The sequence below is a fragment of the Parasphingorhabdus marina DSM 22363 genome, assembly GCF_900128895.1.
GTDB lineage: Bacteria > Pseudomonadota > Alphaproteobacteria > Sphingomonadales > Sphingomonadaceae > Parasphingorhabdus > Parasphingorhabdus marina.
In genome coordinates this window covers 986790-1004106 of the sequence record NZ_FSQW01000001.1, presented here as the reverse complement: position 1 = coordinate 1004106, position 17317 = coordinate 986790, and the positions used below count along the sequence as shown (strand labels likewise).

Below are 17317 nucleotides of genomic sequence, written 5' to 3'. Positions count from 1 at the left end.
TCTCGCCCGAAAAGGGTGTGGCACGGGGTCCGAAGCCTGTCAAATCGCCGTTCCCTTAACTGAACCGGTCATATTTCCTCTGTCCAGCTCATCGAAAACGCTTTAGGTTTCGCGATATTTGCAATCAAACGGGGTGCAGGCTTTTGGCAGAATTTTTCCGTTTCTGTCTTCCGATGGCGCCAATTCCATCATGCCTTTAGAAACCATCCTGCTGTTCCTGGTCGCCGATCTGATGTTCTGCTTCACACCGGGTCCGGCAACCATGGTCACGGTCAGTCATGCTCTGCCTGCCGGGCGAGCGGGTGGCATGCGCGGCGCGCTTGGGCCGATCGTCGGTGTCAATATCGGCAACTTCATCTGGTATGCGCTGACAGCTTTTGGTCTGATCGCCCTGATTCAGGCTGTCCCAACCGCCTATGCCGCATTGCGCTGGATAGGTGTCGCCTATCTGGCATGGATGGGATTGCAGATGCTGCGCGGTGGTAGCAGCCGTCTCGCCAGTCAGGCTGCCCGGGCAGCGAGTTTCCAGAAGGGATTTCTGAACGGGTTGGCCGTACATATGTCCAACCCCAAGGCATTGCTGTTCTATACCGCATTCATTCCGCCGTTCATCGACCCGAGTGGCAATCTCTTTTTGCAGTTCGCGATACTGGCCGGGCTGACGGTCTTCACGGAAACCGCCGGACTGACTTTCTATGCGGCGCTGGCTTCGAAAGCCCGCAATCTGGGAGAAGCCGATCAGGCCCAGCCTGTTTTCCAGAAAATTGCGGCGGTTGTCCTGATCGGAGCCGCCCTCATCCTGGTCTGGTGGAATCTGACGGACTCCGGCTTGCAAAGCGCATTCAACTTGCCGAAAGAGATGGTGAGTTAAATGTCGGGAATGATCCGCCTTTTCTTTGCCTTTCTGCTGTTGTGGACCACTCCCCTGCACGCGCAGGATGAGGTGCCAGCCGCTCTGGACTCACCGCAAGTGGAGGCTTTGCGAGCCCTGCAATCGCTCGATCAGCGTCTGCACCAGATCGGCTACCGGCTGATTACGGCCAACGAGCCCTTTTGCCGAAGCAGCGGGCCGAAAACCGGAATCTTGCTGCATGACATCCGGCAATATGGGAACCCGGAAGCGGCCCGTGCGGTGTTTGGATTCTCCCGGGAATTGACAATCCATGCGGTCGTTTCAGGAAGCCCGGCGGATCAGGCCGGGTTGCAGGCCGGCGACGGACTGATCGCGATCAATGGGTTTTCTCTGGAAGATTACGCAGCCGACCCGCCGGCAGAAATTCCGAAAAATGACAGCCTGCACCGGCTGAACCGGTTCAAGTTTCTGCTAGAACAGAATGTTATCAACATCGCCGTGTTGCGCGACGGACAAAGGATAGAAACCAGCCTCACCCCCGTACCAGCCTGTCGCAGCCGGTTTGAAATCAAGCCGGACCGGAAAAGGAAGGCCTCTGCCGACGGCCGGATTGTCAGCATCACATCGACCCTCGCTGAATATTTCGAGAGCGATGACGAATTTGCCGCGGTTGCGGCGCACGAACTGGCCCATAATCTGCTCCGCCATCGGGACCGGCTCAATGCGCAGAAGGTCAATCGCGGGTTTTTCGGTCAGTTCGGCAAAAGTGCGAAGCGCATCCGGACCGCGGAGATAGAAGCAGATCGCCTGTCGGTCTGGCTGATGGCCAATGCCGGATATGACCCCCGGGCGGCGATCCGGTTCTGGACCCGCTATGGCAAGGAGCATGGCAAAGGCATATTCTCCGCATCCACCCACTATCGCTGGAAAAAGCGGGTCGGGCTGTTCGAGGAAGAACTGGAGAAAATGGCAGACATCGAAGCGGGGGAAAGCGGGCGCCACCCGCCTTTGCTTAAACTGCCCTGATCAATCCGGATATTGCTGCTTGCAGGCCTTGCGTTCCTGCTTGTCTTCCGCCGCGTCCAGACAGTCTTCGCGTGCCTGCTTGCGCTCGGCCAGAACCCGACGCCCTTCGTCCTCTTCCTTTTCCGACTGAGTCTGCGTCGAGGCATCGACCGCGGTTTCGACAACCGTCCCGGCCGCACGCACCGGCGCAGTGATAATCTTGCCGGCCACACAGCCGCTGAGCAGAAATGGGACCAGCATGATGCCAGTCAGGGAAGTCTTTCGCATGATCATCTCCTTGGTCCGCTCCTGCGCGCTATGTGATGAAGAGGCGCTGAATGACCGGATGATCAGAGCCCGGGCCGGGATATCAGGACCCCGCGAGCAGATCCCCGGCAATCTTGCGGATATCTTCGCCAATTTCCGGATGCGCGAGCGCCAGCGCCAGATTGGCTTCGACATAGCCCTGCTTTGACCCGCAGTCATAGCGCTTGCCGTCGAAAGTCATGCCGTGAAAGGGTTGCTGCCCGATCATTTGCGCCATGGCATCGGTGAGCTGGATCTCGCCCCCCGCACCGGCTTCCTGCGTTTCCAGAATACGCATAACTTCCGGTTGCAATATATAACGACCCGGCAGGATCAGATTGGACGGCGCCGTGCCCGCCGCCGGTTTCTCGACCAGCCCCTTCACTTCGGTGATCGGGCCTTCCTGCTTGCCAGGGTCAATCACGCCATAGGACGACGTGTCTTCCATCGGGATCTCCAGCGCACAAACAACATTGCCGCCAAGCGATTCATAGGCATCCACCATCTGCTTCATGCAGCCCGGTTCACCGACCATGAATTCGTCGGGCAGGAAAATGGCAAAGGGTTCATCCCCAATAATGTCCCGCGCGCACCAGATGGCATGGCCCAGTCCCAGCGGTTCCTGCTGTCGGACAAAGACCGCATTGCCCGGTTTCAGGCGCGTGCCGTCGAGGATCGACTGATCCTTGCCGCGGTCGCCCATGTTGCGCTGCAATTCGAACGCCATGTCGAAATGATCCTCGATCATGCCCTTGCCGCGGCCATTGACGAAAATCATCTGTTCGATCCCGGCTTCAAGCGCTTCATCGACCGCATATTGCAGCAAGGGCCGGTCGACGACCGGGAACAGTTCCTTCGGCATCACCTTGGTCGCGGGCAGGAACCGCGTTCCCATACCGGCAACAGGGAACACGGCTTTTTTGATCGGTTTCATGGAAATGGGTCTAGTCCTTCAGTTTGTCAGCGAAGCTTGTCCGCAGCTTTTGCAGCTTCGGAGGAATTGTCGCAACACAATAAGGGTTTCCGCGCCCTTCGTCAGCCCAATATTGCTGATGATAGTCTTCGGCAACATACCAGGGCGCCGGCCCCTCTATCGTTGTCACCACAGGCTCTGACCGGTCCGCCGCAGCCCGCGCAATACCGGCCTCGGCTTCGGTGCGCTGGGCATCATCCAGCGGAAATATCGCGGAACGATACTGGGTCCCGATATCATTGCCCTGCCGGTTCAGCTGGGTGGGATCGTGGGTAGCAAAGAATATGTCCAGCAGATCGGCATAGCTGACCACCGAGTCATCAAATCCGATCTTGATCGCTTCGGCATGCCCGGTGCTGCCCGAACAGACTTCGCGATAGGTCGGGTTGGGCTTTTCGCCGCCAATATAACCGCTTTCGACCGCAGTTACGCCGGCAATGTCATTGAAAACCGCTTCCGTGCACCAGAAACATCCGCCGGCAAATATGGCTTCCTGCATCGTCATCTCATTCTCCTGTCATGCGGTGACGGGTTCCGGAGGATCTTCGCCTTCGCCGCCATTTTGCTCCTTCGCCAGCCGCTGCGCCTCATCGCGCCGCGCAACCAGCAAATACATAGCTGGGGTGACAACGCGAGAAAGCAAGGTGGAACTGATCAGGCCGCCGATAATAATGATCGCCACGGGGGCATAAAGCGAGCCACCCAGCAGCGCGAGCGGCAACAGGCCCCCAATAGCGGTAATCGATGTCAGCAACACCGGCAGGAACCGGACTTCGCCAGCCTCCTCGATCGCTGGCCGCAATGCCATGCCGCGTTCCCGCAGCTGGGTCGTGAAGTCGACGAGAAGAATGGAGTTTTTGATCTCGATCCCGACCAGGGCAATAAACCCGATAATCGCCATGAAGCTGAGCGAATTGCCGGTGATATAGAGCGCGATGAGGCCACCAAAAGTGCCCAGCGGAACGACACCGGCGACCACAATGGTTTCCCGGAAACGGCCGAACTCGGCCACGAGTATGCCGAAGATCAGCAACAGCGCCGTGGCAATGATCGGGCCGAAATCGCCAAATGTCTCGCCGATGGCTTCGGTTTCCCCGCCGACAGCAAATTCATAGCCCTCCGGAAATTCGATCTGTCTGATCTTCTGCAAGGCCGTATTGTTGACGGTTGCCGGGACGCGGTCATATTCCACCTGCGCGGTAACCGACACCACCCGTTCGAGCTGATTACGGGAAATCTCGGGCACGACATTGGTGAGAACCGGGTTCGACACCTGCGACAGGGGCACCGGGTCTCCGCCGCGCGTGGCGAGGTAGATATCGTCCAGTGCCGAAACCGGCTGGCTGTTGTCGAGCGGCAGCCGCACCGTCACCGGGTAATTGTCGCCCTCTTCGTCGCGATAGAAAGCCGCGCGTTCGCCGCTCAGCGCCAGCCTTATGGCCCGGCGCGGCTCGCCTGGCGGGATATCCAGCAACGCCGCCTTGTTCTGGTCCAGCCCGATATCCAGATCGATCTTGTCGGTTGCAAGCGGATTGACAATGTCCCGTGCTCCAGGGGTGTCGCGCAAGATATCGGCGACTTGCTGCGACAGGTCTTTCAGCACATCCAGTTGCGGTCCACTGATCCGGAACACAATCGGCGCCTCGACCGGCGGGCCGTTGTTGAACAGCTCCACCTTGATCCGGGCGCCGGGGATCTTGTCCAGTTCTTCGCGCAATCGCCGCACCATTTCCGGGCTTTCACTGTTATCCCATTCATCCATCACGGCAAGAATCTCGCCATAATTGGTGCGTTCGGCTCGCGGCCCGACATTGTAGAAAACCTGGGGATTGCCATTGCCTATATTCTCAGCCCGGACCTTGATCGTGGGCTCTCTGGCGAGGATCTCTGACACTTCGGTGACGACAGATTCGGTCCGGTCGAGACTGCTGCCCTGTTCGGTTTCCACCGACACCCGAAAATAGGGCGCGTCTGCAAACGGGAAGAGCGAAAAGCCCATGCGCGGCACCAGGGCGAAGGCCGAGAGGCACAGCACCAGCGCAATGATCACCGTTTTCCAGGGTGCCCCCAGCGCCACATGCAGAAACGGCCGGTAGAACTTGTGGATCTTGCCGTTCACCCATTGCAGCGCGACATTGCCTTCCGGATCCTCGTCGCGGCGCAGCATCCGGCTCGCCAGGAACGGGATCAGCGACAGGGAAATCACCAGTGAGGCCAGCACCGTCGCCATGATCGAGATGAAGAAGGAGCGGGTATAGGATCCGGCGCCACCGGGCAGGTACAGCAGCGGTGCAAAAGCGAACACCAGCACAAAGGTCGATCCGATCACCGCTGCCCGAATCTCCAGGCTGGCATCGATTGCAGCCTGCTTCCGGGATTTCCCCATGCGCAGATGACGGGCGATATTTTCCGTGACCACGATGCTGTCATCCACCAGCAATCCCAGCGACACGATGAAGCCTGCGATGGAGAGCTGGCTGAGATTATAGCCCATCGCATATAGCACGAGCAGTCCCGATGCGAGCGACAGCGGGATCGAGATCATGACAATCCCCGACGCTCTGAGCCCAAGCGGCAGCAAGGTGAAAATCACGAGCCCGATGGCAATCATGAAATCGCGGGCCAGTTCGCTCAGCCGCCGCTCGACATCCTTGCTCTGGTCGAACTGCATTTCCAGTCGAATGTCCGGGGGCAGCAAGGCTCTGGCCTGGTCGAGCTCGACATCCAGCTGCTCCTTCAGCCGGGTCACGTCGATCCCGTCTTTCTGGGTCGCAGTGATGAATACCGCCCGTTTGCCCTGATGCCTGGTCCGATAAATCTGCTCGTCCGCACCCCATTCGACGTCGGCGACATCTTCGACTTTCAGTACCGTTCCGTCCGAGGCGCGCAACGGCAGCGACCGGATCGAGTCGAGATCCCGATAGGCACCGCCAGCCTCGACATTCAACCGGCGTCCGCCGCTCTGTACCGCACCACCCGGCATTTCCATGCCGCCCTGGCGCAGTGCATCGGCGACGGCACTGGGCGGAACTCTCAGTTCCGACAGTCGCCGGGAATCGATGATCACGCTGACTTCCGGGTCCGGCAAACCAAAGATCCGCGCTTCCCGCACACCGTCATAGCGACTCAGATTGTCGACCAGATCGTCAGCATATTTTTCCATCCGGCGCCAGGAGGCCGTGTCGCTGACCATCGCCAGCTGGATAACCGCGGCTTCGGTGGTCCGGAATTTGCGGTATTCCAGCCGCGCCAGATTGTCCGGCAACTGGTCCCGGATCGCCGACACTTCCCGGACCACATCATCAAAATAGCCGTCGACATCGCCGGACCATTCACTGAACTCCACGCGCACGATGGTCCCGCCATCGGTACTGGTCGATTCTATTTCGACAACATCATCCAGCCCTTGCACGACGTCCTCGATCGGCTTCGCCACTGTTTCTTCCATGTCCTGTGCATCCGCACCGGGGAGAATGGCGATCACCGTCACCGACGGAATCGGGAAATGCGGATCGACCGCCCTGGTAATGTTGTTGAGCGCGAAGACGCCGAGGACCGACATCAGCAGGAACATGACGAAGGTCAGTTGCCAGCGTTCTATGACAAACCGGGCGAGCATCTCAGTCCTCCAGAGACCCGGTCAGGAATATGGCGCTCACTGGGCCGCTCGTATCGGCTTGATCAGATCTCCATCGCGCAGATCCTCGACTCCCCGGGTGACGATCAGGTCGCCTTCCTTGAGCCCCGAAGCAATCTCGATACGGTCATCATGCAGCGACCCGATGACCACCGCGCGCTGTTTGACGCGATTTTCCTTGTCGACCGCAAAAACCAGTCCCTCGCCGGACCGGATACCGAATATGGCGGTCGAGGGAATGGATATGGCACTATTGGCCCCGCGCGCGACCTGGATATCCACCGAGCCAAGTTGCCCGGACCGCAAGCGGTCACTGGCCGGCAGCAGGAACCCGACATCAAAGGTACCGGTCCGCGGATCCGCCCGCCCGTCCTTTTCGGCGACGACCGCATCGATCGGACTTTCCTGAACCGCGGGGATGGTCACCTGGGCCGGCATGCCCACGCGCACCCGCGCGGCCACATCGTCAGTCATCGGAACACGCAGCAAAAAACCCTTGCCGGTTTCACCAAATATCATGACCGTCTGGCCGGCAGCGACAATCTGGCCGGCATCAATATTGCGTGTCAGCAGAATACCGTTGCCGGGAGCGATGATCCGCGAGGTGTTGCTGGCAAAGCGGCTGGCCTGGACACTGGCACGGGAGGCGCGCATCGCGGCTTCGGACTGTTCCAGCTGGGCCCGGGTCACCCAGCCGTCGGCAAAGAGTGATGTCATGCGCTCATGCTGCGCTTCTGCCCGGTCCTGTTCGGCTCTGGCAGCCTCCAGATCGGCGGATACAGTGCTGGTATCGAGCGCGGCCAGCACCGCGCCCTTGCGGACCCGGTCGCCTTCGTCATAGCGAACACTCGCGACCTGTCCGGCTGTCGTAAAGCCCAGTTCGGTTTCCCGGCGCAGCCGGACGGTTCCGGCGGAGGTAATGATTTCGGTTTCGGCAGCCGGGCTGGCGGCGGAGACGGCAGCCGGTATCGGATCGGTCTGTTTGACTTCTTCCTCTTTCTGAGCCGCACAGGCCATCAGAAGGAGGGCGCCAAATAACGCCAGATATTCTCGCCGGAAACCCACCATCTCGAGCAAACAACACCCCTTTGGTGCACCTTTATTGCCCAACCCGCGCTCGTGGTCCAATAAAAATTGCATTATGCAACTCAAAACAGGGCGGAAGGAAGGCCGTTCAGGACTTCCTTCCCGTCATCCGTTTTCTGTTATTCCTCGGTACCGGTCACATCCTGTCCGCTGCCACCCACGATTTTGTAGGCAAAGCCGGCAAGGATGGCGCCAATGATCGGAGCCACCCAGAATATCCAGAGTTGCGACAGGGCGATCCCGCCTTCGATCAGTGCGGGCCCGGTGCTCCGCGCCGGATTGACCGACGTGTTTGTGACCGGGATGCTGATCAGGTGGATGAGTGTCAGGCCAAGACCGATCGCCAGCGGGGCGAAACCGGCTGGGGCTCGTCCGTCCGTGGCGCCGAGGATGATCATCAGGAAAAAGAAGGTCAGCAAGACTTCAATCGCGAACCCGGCGCCCATCGCATAGCCGCCCGGGGACTTCTCCCCGACGCCATTGGCTGCAAGGCCATTGGTCGCAAGATCATAATCGGCATTGCCGGTAGCAATGAGATACAGCGCCGCGGCGGCGGCGACGGCCCCCACGACCTGCGCGATGATATAGACCGGAATCTCGTTGGCCGGGAAGCGGCCACCGGCCCAGAGACCCAGCGTTACCGCCGGATTGAGATGGCATCCGCTGATATGACCAATGGCATAGGCCATGGTGACGACTGTCAGGCCAAAAGCCAGGGATACGCCCAGCAATCCGATCCCGACTTCGGGAAAAGCGGCGGCGATAACGGCACTCCCGCACCCACCGAATACCAGCCAGAATGTTCCCAGAAATTCCGCAAGCGATTTTTGAACTGCAGTCATGATGCGCATCCCCTCAAATTTGCCTTCATTTTGAACGTCATATCTTGCGATGACGGCGCGATAGTACAGCATTTGGGTGGCAGGCTCAAACCGGGGCCTGTAAACAGGTGTATCCTGGCGTTTACGACCGGAACGCCGCTCGTGCCAGCCGGTCGGCAATCGCTAGGCCCGCGCCGTGCACAGGGACGGGAGCAACCGCGATGGCCGGTCTGTCACTGGCATCCGCCTGATGGAGCAGGGCATAGAGCCGGCTGGCCGCTTCGGCGAGATCGCCCGCAGCAGACAGGTTCGCATCGCCAGGCACGTCTCCGAACCCGATATGGAATTCCTCCGGACTGGCGTCCAGTGCGTCCAGTCGCAGCGGTTTCGATGGCGCATAGTGACTGGCAAGTTGCCCCGGCGACTGGATCCCCTTGTTCTTAGGGGCAACAGCTTTTCGTCCAGCAACTTTCTCGAGATCTTCAGGGCTGACCGGGCCAGGGCGCAATATTGTATAATCCTCGCCCATTGTCGTGATAATCGTGGATTCCAGCCCGCTGGAGCAGGCCCCCGCATCCAGAATAGCGGGTGCGGCGGGCCCCAGACTGGTTCGCACATGATCGGCCGTGGTCGGACTGATGCCACCGCTGCGGTTGGCCGATGGCGCGGCCAGAAACAGTCCGGAATCCCGTAACAGTTCCTGCATGACCGGATGCGCAGGGCATCGCAAAGCGATGGTATCGAGACCAGCGGTCACCGCCGGGGAAATGCCCGCATCGGGCCGGAGCGTTACGACCAGAGTGAGAGGTCCGGGCCAGAACTTGTCGGCCAGCTGACGGGCGAGAGGATGGAATTCGCCAATCCGCAATGCCGCATCGAGGTCTGGAACATGTACGATCAGCGGATTGAAGTCCGGCCGGCCCTTGGTTCGATAGATTCCGGCCACCGCCTCCGGGTTCGTCGAATCTGCCGCCAGCCCATAAACCGTTTCAGTCGGAACCGCGACCAGCTTTCCTGCCTGCAGGAGCCGCGCGGCTTCCGCTATCGCAAGCTTGCCGTAGCGTCTCGCATTTTCCGCAATATGATCATTTGAGCCAGACATGATTGGGCGCTATAGCGCAGCAGGATTTCAAGCAATAGCGGAATAGAATTTCATGGATTTCAGAGCACCCAGCCGGGAACAGATTTTCGTTCTCAAGCATATCGCGAAAATCGGCGAACTGGCCGAGCATGAGCGATTTGCAAATGCCAGCGAAGACATGGTCGAGGCGATTGTCGAAGGCATAGGCCAGTTCGCGATGGGAGAGTTCGCCCCGCTGAACCGGACGGGTGATACGGTCGGCGCGCAGTGGAAAGACGGCGCAGTCACCATGCCCGATGGCTTTCGGAAGGCCTATGACGAATTTGTCGCCGGTGGCTGGGCCTCGATTGACGGACCCGAAGAATTTGACGGACAGGGCCTGCCCTATTCGCTGTCGGCGCTGATCCTGGAAACTTGCGGTGCGGCGAATTTCGCATTCACCCTGTGCCCGATGCTCAGCTTTGGCGCAGTGGAGGCGATTCACGCCCATGGCAGCGATGAGCAAAAGGCCCGCTATCTCCCCAACCTGATATCGGGGGCATGGACCGGCACGATGAACCTGACCGAACCGCAGGCCGGATCGGATGTCGGCGCGCTCCGCGCCACCGCCGAACCGGTGACTGACGGCCCGCATGCTGGCAAATACCGGATCAAGGGCCAGAAAATCTACATCACCTTCGGCGAACATGACCTGACCGAAAATATCATCCATCTGGTCCTCGCCCGGACCCCCGGGGCGCCGGAAGGTACCCGCGGTATTTCGCTGTTCATCGTGCCGAAAAATCATCTTGATGCCGATGGTAACGTGGCTGAACCCAATGATGTGACCTGCGTATCGATCGAGCACAAGCTGGGTATCCACGCCTCGCCGACATGCGTGATGGCCTATGGCGAAAAGGATGAATGCTATGGTGAAATGATCGGCGGCGAATTTGGCGGGATGAAGGCGATGTTCACGATGATGAACAATGCCCGAATCAATGTCGGTTCGCAGGGCGTCCAGATTTCCGAACGGGCCACACAACAGGCGATTGGCTATGCAACCGAACGCGTTCAGTCAGCGCGTGCCGGCAGCGGTAGCAAGGATCCGGTGGCAATTATCGAACATCCCGATGTTCGCCGCATGTTGCTGCGGTCCCGGTCGCTGACCCAGGCTACAAGGGCTCTGCTCTACTATGCCACCTCGCATGTCGATCGCGCGACGCTGGGTCTCGAAGGAGCCAAAGCGCGCGCCGAAATCCTGACCCCGCTGATCAAGGGATATGGCACGGATGTCGGTAATGAAGTGGCGTCGATTGGCGTGCAGGTCCATGGCGGCATGGGTTTTGTCGAGGAAACCGGCGCGGCACAGCATTTCCGGGATGCCCGGATTGCGCCGATCTATGAGGGCACAAATGGCATTCAGGCTGCTGATCTTGTCGGCCGGAAGCTGGGTCTGGATGGCGGCGAAGCGATGAACAGCCTGCTTGCCGAGATCAAATTGTCCGCCGGAGACGAACCCGCCCTGTCGGCTCTCGCGCAGGCCGTGGAAGATGTCGCCATATGGATGAGCGGCGGTGAGGCCTCCATCGATGACCGGCTGGCCGGCAGCTATCCGTTCATGACCATGCTGGCGACTGCAACATGCGGCATGTTGATGAAACAGCAGCATGAAATTGCCCGGTCCGAACCCGGCGATGGTTCCGATCCGTTCCTGCAGGCCAAACTGGTGACCACACGCTATTATCTCGATCATCTTGTCCCCGAAGCCATGGGCCTCAAGCCGGCTGCAATGAGCGGCGCAGATATTCTCTACGCGCTCGACAGCGACGCACTGTCCGCCTGACATGGCGGACGGGGATATCCGGGACGTTCTGGAGCGCATTGCGAATGCGCTCGACCGGCTGTCTCCTCCCGCTCAAGCTCCCGCCGATCCTGGCGACGGGAATGCCTGGTACTGGGATGGCCAGGCTATGCGGCCGGTTGCGGAATTCGCGCCGCTGGATCTCGATCTTCTGACCGGTATCGACGAACAGAAATCCCGCTTGCTCGAAAACAGCCAGCGCTTTGCCGAGGGATTCGCTGCCCATGATGTCCTGTTATGGGGCTCCCGGGGCATGGGGAAGTCGGCACTGGTCAAATCTGTTGCAGGTGCCCTGCAAGGCGACGGGGCAGACCTGGCGCTGGTTGAAGCCTCGGCCGACCGGCTGGACAGCCTGCCCGATCTCTTCCGCCAGCTGTCGGGCATCGACAGGGCTTTCCTGCTGTTTATCGATGATATGGGATTTGATGGCGACGAAAGCGCAGCACGATTGCTGCGATCCCTGCTCGAAGGCGGTGCATCGGAGCGGCCGGACAATGTCCGGCTCTATGTCACGGCCAACCGGCGGCATATCGTCCCGCGCCACATGTCCGAACAGGATGATCCCGTCCACCCCCGCGATATACTGGACGACAAGCTGGCGCTATCCGACCGGTTCGGCATCCGCCTCGGCTTTCATGCGGCATCACCGGACGACTATCTCGCGATGGTCACCCGCTATGCCGAAGTCCATGAACTGGAATTTGACCCGGCCGACGCGCTGCAATGGGCGCGGCAGAGAGGGAACCAGTCCGGGCGTGTCGCCTGGCAATATATTGTTGAACTGGCCGGGAGGGCCGGAAAGACCCTGGACTGACGCCTATTGCGCTTCGCTTTCCGCTGCCGGACCGGATGCAGTATCCGCCCCCTCCCGGGACACTCGCCAGATGACTCCGCCGACATCATCGGACACCAGCAAGGCACCCGTCTGATCAAATTCGACCATCGTCGGCCGCCCCTGGGCCTTGTCGTCTTCATCGACAAAGCCCTCGAGCAAAATGGTCGGTTTGCCCACCGGTTCGCCCTTTTCGTTGAAATCCACGAATATCACGTCATAGCCCGCCAGCGGCTTGCGGTTCCATGACCCGTGACGCGCCACCACGGCACCGTTCACAAACGGTTCGCCCAGGTCCTGCCCGTTCGCAAATGCCAGACCCAGCGGCGCAACATGCGCGCCCAGTCCATAGTCGGGGCGACGTTCATACTGGCGATGATCGAGATTTTTGGGCTCGACACGGGGATCGATATGTCCGCCCCAGAAATGCCAGGGCCAGCCATAATGCGCAGCAAACCGCACTTCGGTGAGATAGTCCGGCACCATGTCACTGCCCAGCATGTCGCGCTCATTGACCACCGTGAACAGCTTTGCGGTTCGCGGTTCATAGGCCATGCCCACGGGATTGCGCAGGCCATCGGCATAGACAATTTTCTCATTGGTCGCGAGTTCGACGCGCAGGATCGCCGCGCGTTCTGTTTCGGTCTCCATCCCGTTTTCACCGATATTGCTGTTCGAGCCGACGGACACAAAGAGATACTGGCCGTCCGGGCTGGCGATCAACCCCCGTGTCCAGTGATTATTGGGGGCCACGGCATTGAGGTTCGCGACCTTGCGTCCCTCTGCCGTGATCCGCGTTTCACCTTCAACATAAGGAAAGGCAAGAACTTCATTGGTGTTCGCCACATATAGCGTCTCACCGACCAGAGCCATGCCAAACGGGGAATTGAGATTTTCCAGATAGGCAAAACGGTCTTCCGCAGTGCCGTCGCCATCGCTGTCGCGGAGCAAGGTAATCCGGTTGGCAGATTCCGTACCCGCCCCGGCCTTGCTCATCAGGTTGCGCATGACCCAGCCTTCAATCCCGCCCATTGTCCGTGGCGGGCTGTTGGTTTCGGCCACCAGGATGTCGCCATTGGGCAGCCGCAACATCGTCCGGGGATGATCCAGACCGTCAGCAAACCGCGCCACGGTCAGCCCGTCAGCCGCGACCGGCGCTTCGCCCTCCTGCCACGGATCAGCTTCGGCGACATTGATGGTCGGAAAATTCTCGACCCGGACATTGGTAATCTCAGGGACCACACCGGTTGTCGCCTCAAGCGGGAGACGGGCGGTGTCCCCTTGCGAGAGATAATAAAAGGCTCCCGCGCCCAAAATAACGAACAGGATGATCAGGTTTCTCAGATGTTTCAGCATAACCCGACAATAGGAAGCCCGCACCGTCCTGACAAGCACCCGGTGAAGGGTTTAAACGTACGAAATTGCGTTCGCTTACCGGTTCCGGTCACGAAGCCACATCGCCAGTGCGACGAGACCGCCCAGTCCCAGACCGGCAAGAAAACCGATTGACGGCTGGCCCAGAAAACTCCCGACAATGACACCGCCAATACATCCGGCCGCCAGGAAAAAGCCGCCGGCATTGGGTGATGGTGAACCGCCGGCTTCTGTCACATCGGGATTGTCATCGGATTGCATGCCCGGCCCATGCCATGCCGATCGCCAATTGACCAGTGCTCATGAATATCGCGGACGCAAGAATTTGTTCACCAATGTGTTTGACATAATCTCCATCCCTCGCCGCTAGACCATGTGTTCAACACGGCGAACCTGTGGGAGCGCCGCCAAACAGGAGCGCATTCTTGCAACTTCCGGTATTTATCGACTCCACGAATTTCTCCGATGCACAGCAGCTGATCAGCAATTTTGGCGATGAAGCCGGGCTGGAAGCTGCGAATCGCGCAGACAAAAGCCGCGCATTGGGAAATCACCTGCATTATTGCAAATGGCGTCAGGTCGAACGGCTGTGCGTGCTGCTGTCGATTGATCAGACGCTCGGCACTGTCCACTGACAATCAGCTGAACTGCGCCGGAAGGGCGGGCGCGGTCTAGTGTTTGGGATTGCAGACAATCTGTGCGGCGCCATCGGTCCGCACGGTGCAATTGGGACGGCCATCAATCTGGATCTGACCCGTTCCGCTATTGCTGATATCCGCCTGCCGTTCGACGGTCAGATGGCTGCTCGCCGGCCCCCGATGACGCAGGACCAGGTTTTCGGCGGTCAATCCAGAGGCACGCAAAATGCTGGAACCCAGCATTTCTACGCGGGCGTTGCCGGTTTCCCCCGATATCGTCAGATCTCCACCGCCATTCATCGCGATATTGACCGTATCACTTTCCAGCTCATCCACGGTTACGGACCCGAAGCCGCCGACCCGGAGGCTTGGATTGCGGCTGTCGATCCGGTCAATCCGCACCAGCCCCGACCCAAGATGCGTCACCGATTTCAGGCGGTAGGTACTGAGATAAAGGGTCACCGGCTGATCGACCGTAAAATTGTTGGAATCTCCCGGCAGCGGTTTAACAGAAACGGTCAGCTGATCTCCCGCCTTGCGCAAGGATACCCGGTCCAGGATTTCGCGATTCTGGCCATCCGCCCGGGCCGCCGGACCTTCGCCGGTCGTGATCACCACGTTCACGCCATTGTTGATCCGGATCTTGTCGAAGCCGAATATGGAATATTTGCGCTCTGCGGCAGATGCCGGGGCAGCGATCAGTGCGAGAGAGAGGGTCGAAGCAATAATCGCCGATCGGATCATAATGGTCGCGCCTCTCCAAATTCCATCCAGCCCAGCCAGCGCGGCGTTTTTGGCGCATAATGGCCATCATTGTCGCTCAGCGCGAAGCCATTGGCTTCAAACAGTTTCGAAACGGGGCGGTGCAAGTGACACCCGCCGGCAATATGCTTCCAGACTGGCTCGATCCGTTTCTGCCACTTTTCCGGCCCCTTGTCGGGTGCCCGGCCATGTTCCAGGAACAAAATCTTGCCACCGGGTTTCAATACCCGCCGCATTTCGCTGAGAACCTGCTTACCGTCCTGTACTGAACAAAGCGTAAAGGTCGTCAGAACCGTGTCAAAACTGTCGTCTGCAAACGGCATGGCTTCGCCAATCCCGTCCAGAATATCCATGTCAATCTGGCGTTCGCGGGCTTCCTGTTTCGTATAGTCCAGCAATTCGGCAGAGGGGTCGAGTCCGGTCAGCTTGCTGACCCGCTGGTGATCATAAAATTGCAAGTTGATTCCACCACCGCAGCCCAGCTCAAGGACCTCACCGGTTGCTTTTGGAACGATTTCACTGCGGTCCTTCATCACCGCCGGCTGCGCGCAGGCAAAGCGAATGATCCGCGGAACTGCATATTTTTCCCATAGGTTCGGCATGGGTTTTAACGTGCCACAAGCCCGCGCGCCAACCAAGCCATTTTATTCAGCAACAAATATTGGCGGTCAGCCGCAGGTTACGTCACCCGAACCCATGGTTTTCGACTTGCATGTTGCTTCGCCATGGATCCGGATATCGCCCGATCCCATGATTTTGGCGTCGACGGTTCCATCGGAGGACAGGCTGGCATCACCGCTTCCCATGATCTTGATGCTGGCACTGTCGGCTTTAAGATCCTTCGCGCGCACATCCCCGGAACCGGCGATGGACACGCTGGCACTGTCTGCCGAACCGGCAACAACCATGTCACCCGACCCGGCCAGCTTGGCCTTGAGCGAAGCAGTTTTGACATTTGCAACGTCGATATTGCCGGACCCGGCTAGACTGAGGCTCGCGCTCTCATCTGACATTTCGTCGACTTTCAGGTCACCAGATCCTGCGAGCTTCGCGTTTTTCAGGGATGGAGCGCTGACATAAACGACCGCAGATCCGCTGTTCGAAGACCAGCCAATGCCGTCTGATTCGCGGCCAATTTTCAGCTGACCATCCTTGATCTTGTAGCGCAGCTCCTCGATCGCATCGGGATCCCCTTCTGCGCGGATGGAGAAATCGGATCCGGTTGTGAACACAACATTGTCGGGACCGGCAAGCGTTACTCCAGAAAAATCACCGGGATTGCTGTCCGAAGTGGTGATGGCGATGCCATCGGGGAAGCTGCTTTTTGCGCCATCGGCCACTGCACTCGCGATTGACCCTTCACAGGCCGCGAGTGCGAGAATAGGAACAACCATAAGCAATTTTTTCATCAGGGATCTCCTCACTGTATTGCCTACATAATACGGCAGCACTCCCCTGATGACAAGTACAGTTTTTCAAGGCACCCGGAAATTTCACAATCCGGCAGAATTCAGGGAACAGCCCCATGACAGATTCCAAAATCTACATCTCGGCCAATGACCTGTTATCTGATTCCTTCCGCCTTGGCATGCAAGTGGCAAACAGTGATTTCACCCCGACTCATATCGTCGGCATCTGGCGCGGAGGCGCACCGGTCGGGATCGCAGTACAGGAAATTCTGGAATTTCACGGACAGGATACGGATCATATCGCGATCCGCACTTCGTCCTATTCCGGAATCGACAAGCAGAGCCGCAAAGTCCGGGTCTATGCACTGGGTTATCTGATCGATACGCTCAACCCGGATGACAATCTGCTGATTGTTGATGACGTGTTTGACAGCGGGCGCAGTATCGAGGCTTTTCTGTCCGAACTGGGCACGCGCTGCCGTCACAACATGCCGCAAAATGTCCGGATCGCGACGGTCTATTACAAACCCTCTCGAAACAAGACTGCGCTGCGTCCCGATTATTATGTCCACGAAACGGAAGAATGGCTGATCTTCCCGCATGAACTGGACGGACTCACGAAGGACGAAATTCTTGCCAACAAGCCGGATGCAGATATCATCTTCAGCGAAGACACCTCCACTCATAAAGGATGACC

Annotated in this window: 18 protein-coding genes; 6 read left to right on the top strand and 12 right to left on the bottom strand. The window is 58.9% G+C overall.

Annotation, left to right across the window (positions count from 1 at the left end):
- The first annotated feature begins 190 nt into the window (after positions 1–190).
- A complete protein-coding gene (locus tag BUQ90_RS05055) occupies positions 191–871 on the top strand; it encodes a LysE family translocator (protein ID WP_143182723.1) in 681 nt (226 codons plus the stop codon).
- Complete coding sequence (locus BUQ90_RS05050; protein ID WP_074203992.1) at positions 872–1879, top strand: M48 family metallopeptidase; 1008 nt, start codon at positions 872–874, stop codon at positions 1877–1879.
- On the opposite strand, the gene BUQ90_RS05045 is transcribed toward BUQ90_RS05050, so the two are convergent.
- From BUQ90_RS05045 to BUQ90_RS05015, 7 genes are all read right to left on the bottom strand, one after another.
- Positions 1880–2146, bottom strand: coding sequence for a DUF6726 family protein (locus BUQ90_RS05045; protein ID WP_143182722.1), 267 nt, complete (start codon positions 2144–2146; stop codon positions 1880–1882).
- Between the two features lie 82 nt (positions 2147–2228).
- Entirely contained in the window at positions 2229–3104 is an 876-nt protein-coding gene (locus BUQ90_RS05040) for a UTP--glucose-1-phosphate uridylyltransferase (RefSeq protein ID WP_204244773.1), read from the bottom strand.
- A gap of 4 nt (positions 3105–3108) precedes the next feature.
- Positions 3109–3636: a peptide-methionine (S)-S-oxide reductase MsrA gene (gene msrA / locus BUQ90_RS05035; protein WP_074204896.1), complete on the bottom strand. Its 528-nt coding sequence runs from the start codon at positions 3634–3636 to the stop codon at positions 3109–3111.
- Positions 3637–3654: 18 nt separating this feature from the next.
- Positions 3655–6756: an efflux RND transporter permease subunit gene (locus tag BUQ90_RS05030; protein ID WP_074203989.1), complete on the bottom strand. Its 3102-nt coding sequence runs from the start codon at positions 6754–6756 to the stop codon at positions 3655–3657.
- Positions 6757–6792: 36 nt separating this feature from the next.
- Positions 6793–7842: an efflux RND transporter periplasmic adaptor subunit gene (locus BUQ90_RS05025; protein ID WP_074203988.1), complete on the bottom strand. Its 1050-nt coding sequence runs from the start codon at positions 7840–7842 to the stop codon at positions 6793–6795.
- Between the two features lie 137 nt (positions 7843–7979).
- Positions 7980–8702, bottom strand: a complete 723-nt coding sequence (gene aqpZ, locus BUQ90_RS05020; RefSeq protein WP_074204895.1) for an aquaporin Z — start codon at positions 8700–8702, stop codon at positions 7980–7982.
- 121 nt (positions 8703–8823) lie between these two features.
- Positions 8824–9783 (bottom strand): L-threonylcarbamoyladenylate synthase, encoded by a 960-nt coding sequence (locus BUQ90_RS05015; protein WP_074203987.1) that lies wholly within the window; start codon positions 9781–9783, stop codon positions 8824–8826.
- Between the two features lie 52 nt (positions 9784–9835).
- On the opposite strand from BUQ90_RS05015, the gene BUQ90_RS05010 reads away from it, so the two are divergent.
- Positions 9836–11587, top strand: a complete 1752-nt coding sequence (locus tag BUQ90_RS05010) for an acyl-CoA dehydrogenase family protein (RefSeq protein WP_074203986.1) — start codon at positions 9836–9838, stop codon at positions 11585–11587.
- A gap of 1 nt (position 11588) precedes the next feature.
- The gene (locus tag BUQ90_RS05005; protein ID WP_204244734.1) at positions 11589–12419 is read left to right on the top strand and encodes an ATP-binding protein; all 831 of its coding nucleotides are present in this window, start codon (positions 11589–11591) and stop codon (positions 12417–12419) included.
- A 3-nt stretch (positions 12420–12422) separates the two neighbouring features.
- On the opposite strand, the gene BUQ90_RS05000 is transcribed toward BUQ90_RS05005, so the two are convergent.
- Complete coding sequence (locus tag BUQ90_RS05000) at positions 12423–13793, bottom strand: PQQ-dependent sugar dehydrogenase (protein ID WP_074203985.1); 1371 nt, start codon at positions 13791–13793, stop codon at positions 12423–12425.
- 75 nt (positions 13794–13868) lie between these two features.
- Entirely contained in the window at positions 13869–14072 is a 204-nt protein-coding gene (locus BUQ90_RS04995) for a hypothetical protein (RefSeq protein ID WP_084192492.1), read from the bottom strand.
- A gap of 164 nt (positions 14073–14236) precedes the next feature.
- Here BUQ90_RS04995 and BUQ90_RS04990 point away from each other — a divergent pair, with 164 nt between their 5' ends.
- Entirely contained in the window at positions 14237–14446 is a 210-nt protein-coding gene (locus BUQ90_RS04990) for a hypothetical protein (RefSeq protein WP_074203984.1), read from the top strand.
- Between the two features lie 36 nt (positions 14447–14482).
- Here BUQ90_RS04990 and BUQ90_RS04985 read toward each other — a convergent pair whose 3' ends face one another.
- The 3 genes from BUQ90_RS04985 to BUQ90_RS04975 all read right to left on the bottom strand — a co-directional run bounded on the left by BUQ90_RS04985 (position 14483) and on the right by BUQ90_RS04975 (position 16620).
- A complete protein-coding gene (locus BUQ90_RS04985) occupies positions 14483–15193 on the bottom strand; it encodes a GIN domain-containing protein (protein WP_074203983.1) in 711 nt (236 codons plus the stop codon).
- On the bottom strand, positions 15190–15813 hold the full coding sequence (locus BUQ90_RS04980; RefSeq protein WP_074203982.1) for a class I SAM-dependent methyltransferase: 624 nt from the start codon (positions 15811–15813) through the stop codon (positions 15190–15192). Before BUQ90_RS04980 ends, BUQ90_RS04985 begins: the two co-directional genes overlap by 4 nt.
- 66 nt (positions 15814–15879) lie before the next feature.
- Positions 15880–16620: a head GIN domain-containing protein gene (locus tag BUQ90_RS04975; protein ID WP_074203981.1), complete on the bottom strand. Its 741-nt coding sequence runs from the start codon at positions 16618–16620 to the stop codon at positions 15880–15882.
- Between the two features lie 116 nt (positions 16621–16736).
- Between BUQ90_RS04975 and BUQ90_RS04970 the strand changes: the two genes are divergently transcribed.
- A complete protein-coding gene (locus tag BUQ90_RS04970; protein ID WP_074203980.1) occupies positions 16737–17315 on the top strand; it encodes a phosphoribosyltransferase in 579 nt (192 codons plus the stop codon).
- Positions 17316–17317: the final 2 nt, after the last annotated feature.

Bases quoted from the DNA above. Each gene is read 5' to 3' on its own strand.
- BUQ90_RS04970 (WP_074203980.1), top strand. From the start codon at position 16,737: ATGACAGATTCCAAAATCTACATCTCGGCCAATGACCTGTTATCTGAT.
- BUQ90_RS05030 (WP_074203989.1), bottom strand. From the start codon at position 6,756: ATGCTCGCCCGGTTTGTCATAGAACGCTGGCAACTGACCTTCGTCATG.
- BUQ90_RS05000 (WP_074203985.1), bottom strand. From the start codon at position 13,793: ATGCTGAAACATCTGAGAAACCTGATCATCCTGTTCGTTATTTTGGGC.
- BUQ90_RS05010 (WP_074203986.1), top strand. From the start codon at position 9,836: ATGGATTTCAGAGCACCCAGCCGGGAACAGATTTTCGTTCTCAAGCAT.
- BUQ90_RS05045 (WP_143182722.1), bottom strand. From the start codon at position 2,146: ATGCGAAAGACTTCCCTGACTGGCATCATGCTGGTCCCATTTCTGCTC.
- msrA (WP_074204896.1), bottom strand. From the start codon at position 3,636: ATGCAGGAAGCCATATTTGCCGGCGGATGTTTCTGGTGCACGGAAGCG.
- BUQ90_RS05055 (WP_143182723.1), top strand. From the start codon at position 191: ATGCCTTTAGAAACCATCCTGCTGTTCCTGGTCGCCGATCTGATGTTC.
- aqpZ (WP_074204895.1), bottom strand. From the start codon at position 8,702: ATGACTGCAGTTCAAAAATCGCTTGCGGAATTTCTGGGAACATTCTGG.
- BUQ90_RS05050 (WP_074203992.1), top strand. From the start codon at position 872: ATGTCGGGAATGATCCGCCTTTTCTTTGCCTTTCTGCTGTTGTGGACC.
- BUQ90_RS04995 (WP_084192492.1), bottom strand. From the start codon at position 14,072: ATGCAATCCGATGACAATCCCGATGTGACAGAAGCCGGCGGTTCACCA.
- BUQ90_RS05015 (WP_074203987.1), bottom strand. From the start codon at position 9,783: ATGTCTGGCTCAAATGATCATATTGCGGAAAATGCGAGACGCTACGGC.
- BUQ90_RS04980 (WP_074203982.1), bottom strand. From the start codon at position 15,813: ATGCCGAACCTATGGGAAAAATATGCAGTTCCGCGGATCATTCGCTTT.
- BUQ90_RS04985 (WP_074203983.1), bottom strand. From the start codon at position 15,193: ATGATCCGATCGGCGATTATTGCTTCGACCCTCTCTCTCGCACTGATC.
- BUQ90_RS04975 (WP_074203981.1), bottom strand. From the start codon at position 16,620: ATGAAAAAATTGCTTATGGTTGTTCCTATTCTCGCACTCGCGGCCTGT.
- BUQ90_RS05025 (WP_074203988.1), bottom strand. From the start codon at position 7,842: ATGGTGGGTTTCCGGCGAGAATATCTGGCGTTATTTGGCGCCCTCCTT.
- BUQ90_RS05005 (WP_204244734.1), top strand. From the start codon at position 11,589: ATGGCGGACGGGGATATCCGGGACGTTCTGGAGCGCATTGCGAATGCG.